Raw genomic sequence first — 14,136 nt, 5'->3', positions numbered from 1 at the left:
GAGACGCGATGTTCGCAAACCGCAGGACCGCGGCGTTGAGCGCTGCAGGCGCCTTGGCCCTTGCCGGGTGTGGTGCCGCACCAGTGTCCAGGGAACGGGCGCCGGCGATAGACCGTGCGGCCGCCGTGACGGCCGGGACGCAAGCCGCCGTCTCCGATGGGACGCAAGCCGCCGTCTCCGACGGGACGCAGGCCGCCGTCGTCCGCGGCTGGGGCCCAGTGGTGGCGGGGGACGAATTCAGTTACGCCGGGCCGCCTGACCCCGCGAAATGGAAGGTCTTCAAGGGGCCGGGGCACGCGGGCAAGGGGATCCGGCGTCCGGATGCGCTGGTTGTAGGCGGCGGAGTCTTGACTGTCAGCGGCGACGCCGCGGGCACCACCGGCGGCATGTCCGCCAGGTTTGCCCAACAGCGGTACGGCCGCTGGGAGGCCAGGATGAAAATTGGCCAGCGGGATCTGCAATATCACCCCGTCCTGATCCTGTGGCCGAACAACAACATCTCGTCCACGTGCGCCGAGATTGACTACGCCGAGGGCAGCACCAACACCGCACAGATCAAGTTCTTCCTGCACTACGTCTGCGGTGGCCCGAACTTCCAGACCACCGCGGCCAAGACGATCGACACCACACAGTGGCACAACTATGCGCTCGAGTGGACCCCCGCCGGGATCGAGGGATACGTCGACGGGTCATTGTGGTTTGTGGACACGAACCCGGCGCATCAGCCCACGGTAGGCATGCACCAGACGGTGCAACTGGACTGGTTTCCCAACGGGACGCCCACCAAACCCAGCCAGATGCAGGTCGACTGGATCCGCGTTTACAAGTAAGCGTTGCGCTTACTCGCCCGAGGCAAATTCCGGCCGGAACGGGCCGGCAGCCTCCGACGTCATTTCGCGGTGCCCGTCCAAAGCCTTCAACGCCGCAAGGTGCTCCAGCAGGGCCCGTTCCGGATGTCCGGGATGCGCAGCCAGCTGCTGGCGCAGCAGCTCACGTGCGCGGGCTTGTTCCGGGGCACTGTCGTCGAGGACGGCGTCAATGATTCTGGCGGCCTGATGTCGGATTCCGGCGGCAGATGCGGCATGTTCCGCACCGGATACCAAGTTCTCGGGATCCTGTTCTTCGAGGCGTCCTGGAGTGGACGACGGCTCCACCGACATGGCTGTTCCTTTGGTCATCGTTCCGGCTGAGTCCGGAACCGGCCTGCCGCCTTCCCCCAATCCCGGGTACTGTACCCGGGTCCTAAGACGGGCCACCGTGACAAACCTACAACGACGCCGGGCCGCCAACCCCACACGGGAGCGAAGTTTTCGCCAAGTTTCATGCACAAGGAACGGTGACGCTGCCCGCGGAATGCTAACGGCCGCCGGCGCCACGGGGCGTATCCGCTGCAGCGCTTGTGTTGGTCATCTGCCCGAAAAGACGCGGAAATACTCGCCGGGTAGCCTCGCACCAACGAACCCGTTCGAAAGGTAGTACGCCATGCGTGTTGGACTGATCCGGGTGATGACGACGTCGGACCGACGCCTGCTCCACGCCCACGGGAAACTCCTCCAGGAAGCATTCGGATTTACCGTCACATCCCGCTGTATTCCGGACCAGCCGTCCGGCGTCTACGACCAGGCGTCGCTCGAATCTGCGGCCCCCAAGGTCGTCCGCCTGGCGAGGGACATGGCGGGGGACGCTGACGCCCTGATTATCAGCTGCGCCTCCGACCCCGGGCTGGCCGCCACCCGGGCAGCCGTGGATATCCCGGTCATCGGAGCGGGCTCCGCAGCCGCGGCCGCGGCTCTGACCTTCGGCGGCCGGATTGGAGTTTTGGGTCTCGGCGCACACGTACCGGGCCCGATCTCGGATGCACTGGGCGAACGCATGCTGTTCATTGACGGGCAGGGAAGGATCGAAACACCCGACGCCTTCCTCATGCCTGCCGGGATTTTCGACGCCCTCGCCGCGGCCCACATGCTGGTTGACGCCGGCGCCGACATGATCGTCCAGGCCAGCACGGGCCTGAGCAGCATCGGCATGGCGGACGTGCTCCGCCGCCGGCTCGGGGTTCCGGTGGTCGACGCCGTGACGGCAGCCGGTTCGATGCTGGTCTCAGCGGTAGCCGCCCGGGAACTTCAAGGGGTTTGAGTCCTGCCGCCTGTAGCGGCGCGTCCTCGGCCAACACCAAGGCAGCCCCGCGCCGCAGTACGGCGCGGGGCTGCCTGGCGATTTGCCGGTCCTACTTGTAGACGCGGACCCAGTCGACCTGCATCTGTGAAGGCTTGGTGGCCGACCCGTCGGGGAACCAGTCCAGCTGCAGTGTCTGGTGCATGCCCACGGAGGGCAGGTGCGCGGGGTTCGTGTCGGAGAAGGTCTTGACGCCGTCGATGTAACCGGTGATGCCGGCCGGGGTCCACTCCACTGCGTAGTTGTGCCACTGGGTGGTGTCGATCGTCTTGGCCGCCGTGGTCTGGAAGTTCGAGCCGCCGCAGGCATAGTGCAGGAAGAACTTGATCTGTGCGGTGTTGGTGCTGCCCTCGGCGTAGTCGATCTCGGCGCAGTTGGGGGAGGTGTTGTTGTTGGGCCACAGGATCAGCACGGGGTGGTACTCCGGGTCCCGGGCGCTGGTCCGCATGCGCGTCTCCCACTTGCCGTATTTCTGCTGGGCAAATTTAGCCGACATGCCGCCCGTGGTGCCGGCCGAGTCGCCGCTGACTGTGGCCACGCCATTGGCAACCGACCAGGCCTGCGGGCTCCTGACACCCTTGCCGGCATGTCCGGATCCCTTGAAGACGCTCCACTTGGTGGAGTCGGGGGCGCCGGCCTTGGAGAACTCGTCACCCGCGACAACCGAACCCCAGCCCCGTGCCGTGGCGGCCTGGGAACCGTCGCCGGTCGCGGCGACGGCAGCCTGGGCAGCGACGGGCGCCGTTACCGCCGTCGGCGCCGGAGCGGCTGCCGCTTGGGCGCCAGCCGCAGGCGCGACCGGCGCGGCGGCCCGTGCAGGTGCCGCATCGGTTCCGGGAGCCGCAGGTGCACCGGTGGTGCTGGTGGCAGGCTTGGGGGCCGCCGGCTTCGGTGCTGCGGCCACCGAGGCTGGGGCCTTCGCGGCAGGATGCGCGGCCTGGGTTGCCGCCGGGGACGTGGAGCCCGCAGCAGAATGCGCGGCCCCGGTGGCCGGTGTAACGGCTGCGGCGCCCGTCGTGGGACCGGCGCTGCAGCCGGTCAGGGACAGTGCGCCCAGGCTCAGCGCAATCGCTACTTTGTTGAGCTGTGGTGCCGTGGAGCGTGCCTTCGGCCGTGCATCTTTGAACGTTGATTTATTGAACAGCGGTGTTTTCTTGAACAACGGACCCCTCCGGGCTTTCGTGGCTGGCACGCACAACCGACGCTGCCTGGGCGGCGGATAATGCGGGAAGTTTCATCCGGCCCCTGCCGCAAGGCATGGGCGAGCAGACGCCGAACGGCGCAACGGGGCCCTGCAAAGGGGCGGTCCGGGGCCCTGCATTCGGGCCGGGCCTCACGGCCAGCCGCCAACGTTACCGGACCGTTACCTCAGCCCGCAAACCTCCCGGATCCGGGACGTTCCGCATGCCGCCTCCGCCCGGGGTGCCGCGCTACACGCAGCTGGGCTGATACGCCGGGTTGCCCGGGCGGCCGGCCGGCTGACCAAGAGCGTCGGACACGAGACGCTGGGTGACGGGGTCGTTGGGCGCCTGGTCATGGTCAATCACGTCTGCCGGGCACTTGTCCTGGATGGTGATATTGGTGACCTGCTGGGCCGGGCCGGCGAGGAACTGGCTGGGGTAGGGCGTCACCACCTCGTCGCGCGTCGTGGAGATCACCGTGTAGGCCGGACCAGGAACCGTGTCGCCAATGGAGTTGAGCTCGGTGAGGAATGGTGAACCTGCCTGCTGGTCGGCGCAGGCCTGGCAATTCGACCCTCCCACTGAGGTGGCCGGCGGAACGGCGTCCGGTGTCGGCGTGATGAGCCCGCGGGTTCCGTGGTTGGACGGGGCGATGCCCACCAGGTGGTTCACCTTGTCCGCGCCTCCAAGGAAACCGAGGTAGTAGCGCGGCATCATGCCGCCCTGGCTGTGGCCCACGAGATCAACTTTCCTGGCACCCGTTGAGGCCAGTACGTTGTCGACAAACGGGGCGAGCTGACGGGCTGAGTCTGCCACCGGGCCCGTGGCGTCGACGCCGTTGGTCGCACCGTAGTTCAGCGCGAAAACGCAGTAGCCCTGGCTTTTTAGCGCCGGCGACATCGTCGCCCAGTTCTTCGCCATGTTTTCGAAGGTTCCCGGCACCAGGACCACCGGGTAGGGGTGGGCTGCCGAGGGCTTGCAGGACCAGTCATTCGCGCCGGGCGGCGAAACGTCAACGGTGTCGGCCTGGGCCGCCGGCACACCCATCAGGGATGCGCCGAGCAGCGCCGAGGTCGCAGCTGCCAGCGCTGCGAGTGCTGCGGGCGTTTTCGGGTATGGCACGGATTACCTCTTCGGTTGGACACGTCATCTTTGACGGTCTGTGGAAATGGAAGTGAGGTAGGGGATCAGCCCCGCTGTGATCCGACTCACGTCTCTCAATTCACGCTAGGGAAGGTGCTCCGCGGATCGCTCCAACATGCACGTTTGTGCATGCATTTTTCGACGGCGCTGGTGCCAGTTGGGGTTGCGTGGGGAGACTGCTGCACAGTTGTGCAGGTAGGGGCATGCCGCCCGCCGTCGCCCCCGGTCACCTCACTCTCCGGTCAACTCACTCTCCGGGCGGAAAATCGTAGGAGGCCTGGATCGTCGCCGGCGCGGTGCCGTAGGACAGGACGATCTCGTCGTGCGCCTTGAACGGTAGGTCCCGGATCCCGGCGTCGAACTTCCGGCCGTTCACGTAAACGGTCCAGCCATCCAGCGAACCCCCGCCGGTGCCGGGGGCGCCGTTGCCACCGAGGACGCCCCACTCCGTCAGGAGCTGCCCGAGTGTGAAGACCTGGCCGGCGGTGGGGGACTCGATGTGGACCACGCCCGTGGTGTCGTGGGTGTGCAGTGCTGAGATGCCGTTGGCCCTGTGGTCAGCTCCGGTGGTGATGCCGATATTGGCCGGCACCGCGATGGGCTTGCCGTCCTTCAGCACGTCCAGATGTGCGTGATAGTGGTCCACGTTGCCCTCCGCCGTCAGCACCGTGAGGCCGGCCTGGGCGATCCGGCCGGGCGCCCCCGTGATGTCTAATGCGAAATCAGGGGCCGGCGCCGCGGATGCCGCAGGTGACTCAGGCGACGGTGCGGTAGATGGCGCAGGGGCAGCGCACCCTGCCACCCCCAGCGTCATGGCGGAAAGTGCGATGGCGAGTGTCAGCTTGGTGTGCATGGTTGCGTAAACCGCTTTCGATCGGAGGCTTGCCAGTTCAGTCTAGGCAGATGGTCCGGGCCCACCGCCCAGGACGGCTTGGCACCGCGTTTCCGCCGCGAGCCGCGAGGGGAAAGAATGGACAGGTGAGTGATGCCGGCGAATTCATCGACCTCTCGTTGCAGCGCGAAGCTTCCTGGCGCCGAGCTGAGCAGCTTCAGGCGCGGCTGGAAACGGAGCCGGCGGGCAGCGGCCTCCGGTTCTACGGCACGTCCGTGGGGGCCGTGCGCGGCACGGTCCGGGATGCCGGCCGCCGCTATCCCGGGCTGTCCCGCGATGAGGTCACTGCGCTGAGTTCCGAACTGTGGGGCTCCGCGCTCGGAGGCTCCGGCCCGGGGGCCGCGCCGGTTTTCGAGCGCCGGCTGGCCGCCGTGGTCCTGCTGCAGGCCAACGTGAAGCTGCTGACCAACTCGGACCTCACCCGGCTGGAGGGCTTCATCCGGCAGGCGCGGGTGCGGGACCTTGTGGATCCGCTCGCCGTCGACGTCGTCGGGCCCCTGGTGGACGGACTCGATGTTCTGGCCAGGGTGCGGGCCGACAGCGTGCTGGACCGGTGGGTGCGCGAGCCCGATGCCTGGCTGCGCCGGGCCGCGCTTCTCTCGCCGTTGCTGGCGCTGCGCGCGGGCGCGGGGGACTGGGACAGGTTCCTCCGGCACGCCAACGAGGTGCTCGGCGAGCCGGGCGGGACGTTCGACGCCGACGGCACAGCAGTCCGGGATGCCGTCTCCCGGGTCCAGGCAGAGATGGCAAAGTGGAGGCCGGAGCTGCAATTCACGTCAATTGGAGAATGACCCTCCGAAATTTCGCCGCCGGCTCGGCTTTGGCCCAGGCATTTAGACATTCGGACTGTCAGGCCTTCGGACCCCCCGGATCGCCCTGCCCAACGGCGCTGCCGGAATTTCCGGACTTGCCGCCGGCATTTGCCGGGACCGCGAAAGTCCTCGCCGCCCGTGACCCGGCGACGGCGCCCGCGGCTATGGTGACCAGCGCTCCCACCAGCAGGGCCGCGGCCTCGCCCGGGAGCAGGACCTGAAGCTGCGTGCCGATGCTCGCCGCAGCCACCGGTACGCCAAGCTGGGCCGCCGACAACACCCCGAGCGACAGCGGGAGTCCCAGGAAAGCCAGGTCGGCGTGGGCCAGCAGGGCCCCGGCCCCCAGCAACAGGCCGAGGGCCATCATGTCCGGGTGCCCGGCCAGGTCCCTTAGAGTCAGCGATGCACCCAGCCACACGAAGAAGAGCGGACCCAGGAAGCCGTCGCTGAGCGCGAACAGTTGCCGGGCCAGCCGCCGCGGTTCGCCGACCGCAGCCATCACCAGGCCGAAAGAAAAGCCTGCCATCATCACAGACACATTGCTCCACGTCGCGACACCGGCCAGGGTGAAGAGCACGGCCAGCTGGATCCGTAGCTCCAGGGCAAACTTGCGGCTTTCCGAGAGCCGGTGCACGCGCCGACGGATTCCCTGGCGCTCCAGCCAGCGCAAGCCGACAAAGAGCACTACCGCGCACCCGGTCACCGCGAGGACACCCAGCGCCGCCTGGACTGCGTGGGGCGGATCCACCAGGAGCGGCAACGCCACAATGCAGGCTGTGTCGGCTATTGCCACCTGCGCTGTCATAGCGACGACATCTGGCCCGCCGAGGCGCAGGGAATCGACGATTGGAAGCACCAGGGCGGCCGACGAGGAGGCCAGCAGCACGACGTAGAGGGGAGCATGTCCAGTCCCGAACAGCAGTCCGATGCCGGTTCCGATCACCACCGCTGCCGCTGCGGCCACCATCGCCCGGCGGGAGCCTTTGCCGAGGGCGCCACGGATGTGCGGATCCCGCACGGGAACGTGGGTGCCTGCCACGAACATCATCAGCGCAAACCCGATATTGGCCAGCAGGGTGAACGTCGGGTCCGCGGGGTCCACCAGGGCCAGGCCTGAGCGCCCGATCGCGATGCCGGCCAGCAGCTCACCCAGCATGACAGGCAAGTGCCAGCGCGCCGGCAGGGCCAGCAGGGGTCCAGCCAAGGCGATGACGGCGATCAGCGCCAGCGACAGGAAGGTCACGGTTCGCGGCGGCCGGCCGGCGTCGGGCCTGACCGCCGTTCCACCACCGCATAGGCCTTGCCGTCCAGGAAAGCCCAGTCGTTGACAACCATGTACCCGAGCGCGTCCACCCGGTCATTGAGGATGTGCTCGTCGAAACCCCCGTCGCGCGGTTCCGCGTCCCATGTGCTCACGTGGACGTCCCCGCCGTCGAGGATCAGCAGCTCGGTGTTGACGTCGAAATCCTCTTGGGGCTGAGTGCTCAACTGGCAGATGGCGACACAATGGCTGTTCATTTTCGGGCCTCCGCTTCCGGTGGTGCTGATGGCATCATCCTATGTTCGGAAACGGCGCCGCCCTATGGGCAAATTGCGGCCCGGCATCACGGCTCCGTTACCTGAATGTGACTTTCGGGTGCGGTTCGCGCTACGGTTGATGAGTGCCTGTTGTCTCCGATACGGGCGCTCCCCAGCCGATTGCCTAACTCTGCCGCGGCCCGGGGGTAACTCGCATCAACGTCCGGCAGAGACGGGGAAACCACTTTTGATCTGCTGATATGCAGGTCTTGGGGTGAAGCCGCACAGTGCCCGCAACGACGGGCCCGGGAGTGCGGCCGGGTGCCTCCCATCCGAATCCGACAGCTCACCTCGCAGGCATTGGGAGAGGCTACATTTTTCATGACTTCAGTCAATACTTTTGCGCGCCATGCCGCCGTCCTCGCCGCCGCATCCGGCCTGGTCCTGACCAGCGGAATGGCCGCCAACGCCGCCACCGCCCCCGTGCAGCGTGACTCTGCTCCGGCGTCGACCGTCGACGTCACCGGACAGGTCAGTGCCCCCGTCAGCGCCGATTCAAGCGTCAAGATCAGCTTCGAGCGCCCCGCAGTGGATTCTGTTGCCGCGCCGGTCATCGAACAGCCCGTCGCACCGGCTCCGGCTCCCGCTGCAGCCCCGGCGGCAGCGCCCAAGGCTCCGGCCAAGCCGGTCATCCAGGTGCAGGCCGCTCCGGCAGCAGCTCCGGCTGCAGCGCCGGCTGCAGCGCCGGCCGCGGGCGGACGCAACGCCATCATGCTCTCGGCCGCCTACAGCCAGGTGGGCATCACCCAGGACTGCACCGCCATGGTGGAAAAGGCCCTTGGCGCCGCGGGTAAGCCCGTTGGCGACATCGGTCCCCGCGCGTTCCTTGGCCTTGGAACCGTTGTGGCGACGCCGCAGCCCGGTGACATGGTGGTCCAGTCCGGCCACGTCGGCATCTACGCCGGCAACGGCCAGGTGGTCAGTGGCGGCATGAACGGCAAGAACCAGACCATGGTCCACCCGCTGTCCTGGCTCACCGCGACCGGCGGCGTGACGTTCGTCCGCGCCTAAGCCGCACGGCCCCGACCCGGGGCCAGACAGTCCGGAAAGACCGGCGCTCGAGTTCCCTTGGGGGCAACTCGACCGCCGGTCTTTCCTGTCTTCGCATTCGGGAGTCCGGGATCCCGATGGCATATCTTTCCCCGGCGGATGGACCTCAGGGATTCCCGCTGCCCATGAGCGGAAGCATCAACTTCATGACGGTTCCCTCGTCGCCCGTCGCGGCCACCTCGACGGTGCCCCCGGCCGCGACGGCAATCTCCCGGACCAGGGCCAGGCCGATGCCAAAGCTCCGCTGTCCCTGTGAGGTGCCGGTGCCGGCCGTCCGCACGAACCGGTCAAAGATCCGGGCCTGATCGACGCCGGTGATTCCGGTCCCGGAGTCCGCCACCGTGATCACGGCGCGCTTCTGCTCGATTGAGGTCGTGATGGACACGCGGCCGCCCGGAGGCGTGTGGGCCAGCGCGTTGTCCGCTAGGGCCAGCACGGCACGCCGCAGCGCATTCTTCTCGATCCGGGCCAGCGGCCGGGCATCGGCAGAGAATTCCAGACGCACCTGGCGCTGCTCTGCCACCTGCTGGAGGCTGCCGGCGACGCTGGCGGCAGCGTCGGCGAGGTCGGCAGGGGGCGAGGAACGGTCCGGGGCCTCCGCGGTTGCCGCGAGGAGCAGTTCGTTGACAATCCCTGTCAGCGTCGCGGCGTCCTCCCGGATCCGGGCCAGGTCGTGGCTTTGCCTGGAGCCGGGCACAGTGTTGCGCTGGGCCAGCTGGATCCTGGTGTCCAGGATGGTCAATGGCGTGCGCAATTCGTGGCTGGCATCCTGGATAAAACGCCGCTCCCTTGCCAGGGCATCACTGAGGGGACGAATCGCGCTGCGCGCACTGAGCCACCCGACGATTCCGGCCAGCAGGATTCCCGCCACCCCGGCGATGATCATGGCTTCGAGGACGTCTTTGGAATCCAGGTAGGTGTAGGCCGTCCCGGCCGCCGCCGAGCCCGGCACTTCCGGATGGGCCAGTTGGTTCGTGAGGTACAGCGCCGTGGCGGCGAGCAGCCCGAGAACCATGACCGCGCACGCAGCACTGATCCGCACCGCGACCTTGAGGGAAGCCTTGCGCAGGATGGAGTGGTCCGGATTTCCGCCGGCCGGCCGGCCGTCACTCATGGGCTTCGCCGATCTGGTATCCGAGGCCGTGCACCGTGCGGATCACTGCTTTGGAGATCTTCCGGCGCAGGTGATGAACATAGGTATCGATCATGCCGGGCTGCTCCGAGGCGTGGAAGCACGCCGCGAGGAGCTCATCCCGGGTGAAGACGCGGTCCGGTTCCGCGGCCAGGGCAGCCAGCAGCTGGCCTTCCTTTGCGGTCAGTGACACCGTTTGCCCGTAGACGGAACGGACGGAGCGCTGCGTTGGATCCAGTTCCCAGTCCCCGATCGCCACCGGTGCCGGGGCCGGGGGAGTGAAAGTCCGCGTCAGTGCGCGCAGGCGTGCTGCCAGTTCGCCGGCGTCGAACGGCTTGGTCACGTAATCGTTGGCTCCGGCGTCCAGACCCCTGACTTTTTCGTCGGCATCGCCCAGCGCGGTCAGGATCAGGATGGGCGTGGCAATGCCTTTCGAGCGCAAAGCCGCAATGAGGGCGATGCCGTCCATGCCGGGCAGCCCGCGGTCCACCACCATGATGTCCCAGCTCCCGGTCAGCCCCTGGTGGAGGCCGTCGCGGCCGTTGGTGACCAACTGGACCCGGTAGTCCGGGTCCAGGAGCTCGGCGATGAGCGGTCCCAGGACGGCGTCGTCCTCGACGAGCAGCAGGGACGGAAGGTCAGCGGAGGTCATGTCAGCTATTCTTCCGCGGCCATTTCCTCAGTCCGCAGTCCGGCCCCGGGTTCTTCTGCCGTGTCGCCGGCGGCTTTGTCTGCGGCTGCGGCTGCGCCGCGGGAGTTCCGGCGGCGTTTGAGGAGCTGCACCACCCCCGGCACGACGGAGACGAGCACCATGGCCACGACGATGGCGTCGATGTTCCTGGCGATGATGTCAAAGTGCCCCAGCCAGGTGCCAAGCATCGTCACGGAGGCTGCCCACGCGACGGCGCCGGTGATATTCCACAGGGTGAAGGATTTGTAGTCATAGCGCGCGGTCCCGGCGGTCAGCGGAGCAAATGTCCGGACCATGGGGACGAAGCGGGCCAGCACGACGGCGGCCCCGCCGTGGCGGCGGAAGAAGTCCTCCGTGGTGGTCAGGTGCGCTGTCTTCAGGATCCGGGCGTCGTCCTTGAACCATCGCCGGCCAAATTTCCGTCCGAGCATGTAACCGACCTGGTCCCCGGCGACCGCGGCCGCGGTGACGACGCCGATCAGCACGGGCAACGTCAGTTGCAGCTGCTGGTGCAGAAGTCCTGCTGTGAACAACAGGGAGTCGCCGGGCAGGAAGGGAAAGAGCACGCCCGATTCGATGAAGACCATCACCGCGATCACACCCAGGGCGGCCGGGCCCAACCCGGCGAGCAGGCTTGCGGGGTCCAGCAGGGACAGTGTTCCGGCGGCGTGGACGGCCGGAAGGGCGGCAAAAACGTCCATGGCGGGCATTCTCATTTCTCCTCACTGCCCAGCGGCCGGCTGCCCGAACGGGCCCGAATCCGCTCCGCTATCCGCGGCGCGAGAAGGTTCCACAGTCCCGCGAGCAGGACCACGGCCGCGCTCGAGGCCAGGAACGACGCCGCGACATCAGTGGGGTAGTGAACGCCGATGTACAGCCGTGACCAGGCTACGACGAGGGCCATCACGGCCGCCGCGAGGGCCGTGACCTTGGCCCAGCGGGTTCCACGGGCCAGGAAGTACACTGCGAATCCCAGTGCCACCGCAAAGGACACGTGGCCGCTCGGGAAGCTGTTGGAACCCGTTTCCGGAGCCAGGGGATCGAACAGCAGGGCAGGGCTGGGCCGCTGGCGGGCCACGAGGAGCTTGAAGAATTCACTTGCCACCCAGCCGGATGATGCCACGAGGCCGAAGGCAATCGCCTTGGCCAGGCCGCCGCGAAACAGCCAGATGTACAGCGCCGCGGCGCCGATCAGCGCGAGGCCCGCCACTGGGCCAAACACAACATTCAGCGCCATCGCGACGGCGGTGAGGGCGGCGGCGTGGTGCTGGCTCAGGTCCTGATCGACCCCGAGCTCGGCGGCACTGAAGCCGGGTGTCAGCTGTGCCGCCAGGCCCAATGCCACGACGGCGGCGGACAGCAGGACGCCCAGCACTAACCAGTGGCGGACCTGGGGGAGGGCCCACAGCCGGGGACCCGCGGCGGGGCGCACGGCGTCGGGACGGCTTGGTGCTCCACTTCGGCTGAGTGCTCCAGCACCGCCCAGCGGCGCATCGCTCTTAACAGGGGCAGGTCCAGTCATGGGATCCTCCGGCTCGGGACAAGGGCGCCCGGACAGGCGACGACTCCCACTCTTCCGCCAGCCCGTTAAGAAACGCTTAAGAAAGTGACGCAGCGCCGGCCGCAGCGGGGTGCCGCAGGCCCGGCTGCTCCGTGCCGGCTACGCGGCGTAGCGCAACAGCGCCACCCCGTTGCCGAAGGCGCGCGTCTCCAGCAGCCGGAGCTGGGCTTTGCTGTCCGCGGCCTTGAACAGGGGCCGGCCCCGTCCGATCAGGACCGGATGGACGTACAGCCAGTATTCGTCGATCAGCCCGAGCCGTCGGAACGTGTCGGCCAGTTCTGCCCCGCCCAGGGCCAGGTCCCCGCCCGGCTGCTCTTTCAGGGCCAGTATTTCTTCCGGCAGCACATCCCGGACCACGGTGGTGTTCCAGGCGGCGGATGTCAGCGTCCGGGAATACACGATCTTGGGCATGTCACGCCAGATCCGGGCGAACTCGGCCATCACCGCGCCGGCGGCCGGGTCCTGGTCCGCGGTGGGCCAGAACCCTTCCATCAGCTCGTATGTGACGCGGCCGTCAAGGAAGGCGCCCATGGTGCTGAGCTGTTGGTTGAAGTGGCGGTGCAGCTCGTCGTCGACCATGTGCCAGCTGATGTCGCGGTCCGGGCCCTCGAAGAATCCGTCGAGGGACACCTGCATGGCCAGGATGATTTTGCGCATCGCCGCTCCTTACGTTTTCACCAGCGTACGCCGCTGCTTCGGATGGCAGACCCACTTTTTCCCGGAGCCGTGCCCTTGCGCGGGAAGCCGCCAGCGGGAAGAATGCTGGTCCATGGCCCCACCGCGGTCAGTCACCTTCGGGGAAGAATGATGCCTGCGAACGATTCGAACGACAGCACGGGGCCGGTCCGGAAGCCTGAGCCGGCGCCGCGGCACTACCGCTCCGGCGGGCACCGGGCCAACGACGGTTCCCGGCCCGGTCTGCGGTCCCGCGCCCGGCGTGAGGGGAGGACCCGGCGACAGTATCTGACGGCGGCCGCCGTCGCACTGGCCCTTGTGGCTGCCGGCGTCTATGCAGGCGTCCAGGCGGCGCTACCCGTTGACCCGCCGGCCGCCGCAGCGACGCCGACGGCGCCGGTCACGGATGCCGGCCGGACCGTTCCGCCGGCATCTGACCTGCCCGCAACTGCTTCGCCAGCAACTGCTTCGCCCGCGGCCGGCGCCGTCACGGCGGCCGCCGGGAAGCCCGCTGAGATCCCCGCCGTGCCTGCCGTCGCGGTCCCGGCCATTGACCCGGAACTGGACAGCCAGATCAACGGGATCATCGCGGCCAACAGTGCCTATGCCCTGGGGGTGTCCTTGATCGATGTCTCCGACGGCGTGGTCCACGGCTACGGGATCCAGGACAAGTTTGTGGCCGCCAGCACGGCAAAGATTCTGGCCGCGTCGGCGTATTACCACCTCGTTGAGACCGGCCGCGCCTCGCTGACCGCCCCCATGGGCAACTCGACTGCCGGCACCCAGATCCGCCGGATGGTCCAGCAGAGCAACAACGATTCGTGGGCGCTGATCCTGCGGGCGGTCGGCCAGAGGGGCATCACGGATTACGCCGCCTCGATCGGGATCACCTACGACCGCACGGTCAACCTGCTGACGCCCGCAGAAATGGCCAGGACCCTCCAGTTGCTCTACACGGGACAGCTGCTCAATGCCCGCAACACCGCCCAGCTCCTGTCCTATATGCAGAACACCAACTTTGAGACACTGATCCCGCCGGCGGTTCCGCCCGGGGTAGGGGTTCACCACAAGTACGGGCTGCTGTTCGGAAACCTGCATGACGCGGCCGTCCTGGACAAGGACGGCCGGGCCTTCGTGTTCGTCGTGTACACCCGCGGCAGGAATTACTCCGATATGGGCCCCCGCACCCAGGTCATTCAGCAGCTCACCCGGACCGTGACCGCCGCCCTGTTCTGATGGTTGGGGT

The 14,136-nt window shown here is 67.7% G+C and carries 16 protein-coding genes and 1 riboswitch; of the genes, 5 read left to right on the top strand and 11 right to left on the bottom strand.

Going from position 1 to position 14,136, the window contains the following annotated elements; genetic code table 11:
* Positions 1–8: 8 nt before the first annotated feature.
* A complete protein-coding gene (locus AC1DFR_RS16550; protein ID WP_476873925.1) occupies positions 9–830 on the top strand; it encodes a glycoside hydrolase family 16 protein in 822 nt (273 codons plus the stop codon).
* 9 nt (positions 831–839) lie between these two features.
* Here AC1DFR_RS16550 and AC1DFR_RS16545 read toward each other — a convergent pair whose 3' ends face one another.
* The gene (locus AC1DFR_RS16545; protein WP_476873924.1) at positions 840–1,178 is read right to left on the bottom strand and encodes a hypothetical protein; all 339 of its coding nucleotides are present in this window, start codon (positions 1,176–1,178) and stop codon (positions 840–842) included.
* A gap of 304 nt (positions 1,179–1,482) precedes the next feature.
* Between AC1DFR_RS16545 and AC1DFR_RS16540 the strand changes: the two genes are divergently transcribed.
* Entirely contained in the window at positions 1,483–2,136 is a 654-nt protein-coding gene (locus AC1DFR_RS16540; RefSeq protein ID WP_476873923.1) for an aspartate/glutamate racemase family protein, read from the top strand.
* A gap of 91 nt (positions 2,137–2,227) precedes the next feature.
* Here the strand turns inward: AC1DFR_RS16540 and AC1DFR_RS16535 are convergent, their stop codons facing one another.
* From AC1DFR_RS16535 to AC1DFR_RS16525, 3 genes are all read right to left on the bottom strand, one after another.
* A complete protein-coding gene (locus AC1DFR_RS16535; RefSeq protein ID WP_476873922.1) occupies positions 2,228–3,337 on the bottom strand; it encodes a glycoside hydrolase family 16 protein in 1,110 nt (369 codons plus the stop codon).
* Positions 3,338–3,605: 268 nt separating this feature from the next.
* On the bottom strand, positions 3,606–4,403 hold the full coding sequence (locus tag AC1DFR_RS16530; RefSeq protein WP_476873946.1) for an esterase/lipase family protein: 798 nt from the start codon (positions 4,401–4,403) through the stop codon (positions 3,606–3,608).
* A gap of 343 nt (positions 4,404–4,746) precedes the next feature.
* Positions 4,747–5,352 (bottom strand): hypothetical protein, encoded by a 606-nt coding sequence (locus AC1DFR_RS16525; protein WP_230009212.1) that lies wholly within the window; start codon positions 5,350–5,352, stop codon positions 4,747–4,749.
* 125 nt (positions 5,353–5,477) lie between these two features.
* Here AC1DFR_RS16525 and AC1DFR_RS16520 point away from each other — a divergent pair, with 125 nt between their 5' ends.
* A complete protein-coding gene (locus AC1DFR_RS16520; RefSeq protein ID WP_230009211.1) occupies positions 5,478–6,182 on the top strand; it encodes a DNA alkylation repair protein in 705 nt (234 codons plus the stop codon).
* Between the two features lie 58 nt (positions 6,183–6,240).
* On the opposite strand, the gene AC1DFR_RS16515 is transcribed toward AC1DFR_RS16520, so the two are convergent.
* Both AC1DFR_RS16515 and AC1DFR_RS16510 read right to left on the bottom strand, forming a co-directional pair.
* Positions 6,241–7,446 (bottom strand): cation:proton antiporter, encoded by a 1,206-nt coding sequence (locus AC1DFR_RS16515; RefSeq protein ID WP_476850048.1) that lies wholly within the window; start codon positions 7,444–7,446, stop codon positions 6,241–6,243.
* Complete coding sequence (locus AC1DFR_RS16510; protein ID WP_476873921.1) at positions 7,443–7,691, bottom strand: hypothetical protein; 249 nt, start codon at positions 7,689–7,691, stop codon at positions 7,443–7,445. Before AC1DFR_RS16510 ends, AC1DFR_RS16515 begins: the two co-directional genes overlap by 4 nt.
* Positions 7,692–7,892: 201 nt before the next feature.
* Positions 7,893–8,095, top strand: a riboswitch (cyclic di-AMP (ydaO/yuaA leader).
* 7 nt (positions 8,096–8,102) lie between these two features.
* Between AC1DFR_RS16510 and AC1DFR_RS16505 the strand changes: the two genes are divergently transcribed.
* A complete protein-coding gene (locus AC1DFR_RS16505) occupies positions 8,103–8,792 on the top strand; it encodes a hypothetical protein (protein WP_476873920.1) in 690 nt (229 codons plus the stop codon).
* Positions 8,793–8,937: 145 nt separating this feature from the next.
* On the opposite strand, the gene AC1DFR_RS16500 is transcribed toward AC1DFR_RS16505, so the two are convergent.
* From AC1DFR_RS16500 to AC1DFR_RS16480, 5 genes are all read right to left on the bottom strand, one after another.
* On the bottom strand, positions 8,938–9,945 hold the full coding sequence (locus AC1DFR_RS16500; protein WP_476873919.1) for a sensor histidine kinase: 1,008 nt from the start codon (positions 9,943–9,945) through the stop codon (positions 8,938–8,940).
* Positions 9,938–10,615, bottom strand: coding sequence for a response regulator transcription factor (locus AC1DFR_RS16495; RefSeq protein WP_476873918.1), 678 nt, complete (start codon positions 10,613–10,615; stop codon positions 9,938–9,940). The genes AC1DFR_RS16500 and AC1DFR_RS16495 overlap by 8 nt, the downstream gene beginning before the upstream one ends.
* Before the next feature lie 5 nt (positions 10,616–10,620).
* Positions 10,621–11,364, bottom strand: coding sequence for a DedA family protein (locus AC1DFR_RS16490; protein WP_230010545.1), 744 nt, complete (start codon positions 11,362–11,364; stop codon positions 10,621–10,623).
* A 2-nt stretch (positions 11,365–11,366) separates the two neighbouring features.
* The gene (locus tag AC1DFR_RS16485) at positions 11,367–12,176 is read right to left on the bottom strand and encodes a phosphatase PAP2 family protein (RefSeq protein ID WP_476858377.1); all 810 of its coding nucleotides are present in this window, start codon (positions 12,174–12,176) and stop codon (positions 11,367–11,369) included.
* A 138-nt stretch (positions 12,177–12,314) separates the two neighbouring features.
* Positions 12,315–12,872 (bottom strand): dihydrofolate reductase family protein, encoded by a 558-nt coding sequence (locus AC1DFR_RS16480; RefSeq protein WP_476873917.1) that lies wholly within the window; start codon positions 12,870–12,872, stop codon positions 12,315–12,317.
* A gap of 150 nt (positions 12,873–13,022) precedes the next feature.
* On the opposite strand from AC1DFR_RS16480, the gene AC1DFR_RS16475 reads away from it, so the two are divergent.
* Positions 13,023–14,126, top strand: a complete 1,104-nt coding sequence (locus AC1DFR_RS16475; RefSeq protein WP_476873916.1) for a serine hydrolase — start codon at positions 13,023–13,025, stop codon at positions 14,124–14,126.
* Positions 14,127–14,136: the final 10 nt, after the last annotated feature.

This window comes from Arthrobacter sp. 05T410, assembly GCF_056396505.1.
The sequence above is the reverse complement of the archived record's forward strand: the minus strand, read 5'-3'. Positions and strand labels throughout refer to the sequence as shown.

What these genes read in the sequence shown, in the direction of transcription:
- AC1DFR_RS16550 (WP_476873925.1), top strand. Translation starts at nt 9, where the DNA reads ATGTTCGCAAACCGCAGGACCGCGGCGTTGAGCGCTGCAGGCGCCTTG.
- AC1DFR_RS16545 (WP_476873924.1), bottom strand. Translation starts at nt 1,178, where the DNA reads ATGACCAAAGGAACAGCCATGTCGGTGGAGCCGTCGTCCACTCCAGGA.
- AC1DFR_RS16540 (WP_476873923.1), top strand. Translation starts at nt 1,483, where the DNA reads ATGCGTGTTGGACTGATCCGGGTGATGACGACGTCGGACCGACGCCTG.
- AC1DFR_RS16530 (WP_476873946.1), bottom strand. Translation starts at nt 4,403, where the DNA reads ATGGGTGTGCCGGCGGCCCAGGCCGACACCGTTGACGTTTCGCCGCCC.
- AC1DFR_RS16525 (WP_230009212.1), bottom strand. Translation starts at nt 5,352, where the DNA reads ATGCACACCAAGCTGACACTCGCCATCGCACTTTCCGCCATGACGCTG.
- AC1DFR_RS16505 (WP_476873920.1), top strand. Translation starts at nt 8,103, where the DNA reads ATGACTTCAGTCAATACTTTTGCGCGCCATGCCGCCGTCCTCGCCGCC.
- AC1DFR_RS16500 (WP_476873919.1), bottom strand. Translation starts at nt 9,945, where the DNA reads ATGAGTGACGGCCGGCCGGCCGGCGGAAATCCGGACCACTCCATCCTG.
- AC1DFR_RS16495 (WP_476873918.1), bottom strand. Translation starts at nt 10,615, where the DNA reads ATGACCTCCGCTGACCTTCCGTCCCTGCTGCTCGTCGAGGACGACGCC.
- AC1DFR_RS16490 (WP_230010545.1), bottom strand. Translation starts at nt 11,364, where the DNA reads ATGCCCGCCATGGACGTTTTTGCCGCCCTTCCGGCCGTCCACGCCGCC.
- AC1DFR_RS16485 (WP_476858377.1), bottom strand. Translation starts at nt 12,176, where the DNA reads ATGACTGGACCTGCCCCTGTTAAGAGCGATGCGCCGCTGGGCGGTGCT.
- AC1DFR_RS16480 (WP_476873917.1), bottom strand. Translation starts at nt 12,872, where the DNA reads ATGCGCAAAATCATCCTGGCCATGCAGGTGTCCCTCGACGGATTCTTC.
- AC1DFR_RS16475 (WP_476873916.1), top strand. Translation starts at nt 13,023, where the DNA reads ATGCCTGCGAACGATTCGAACGACAGCACGGGGCCGGTCCGGAAGCCT.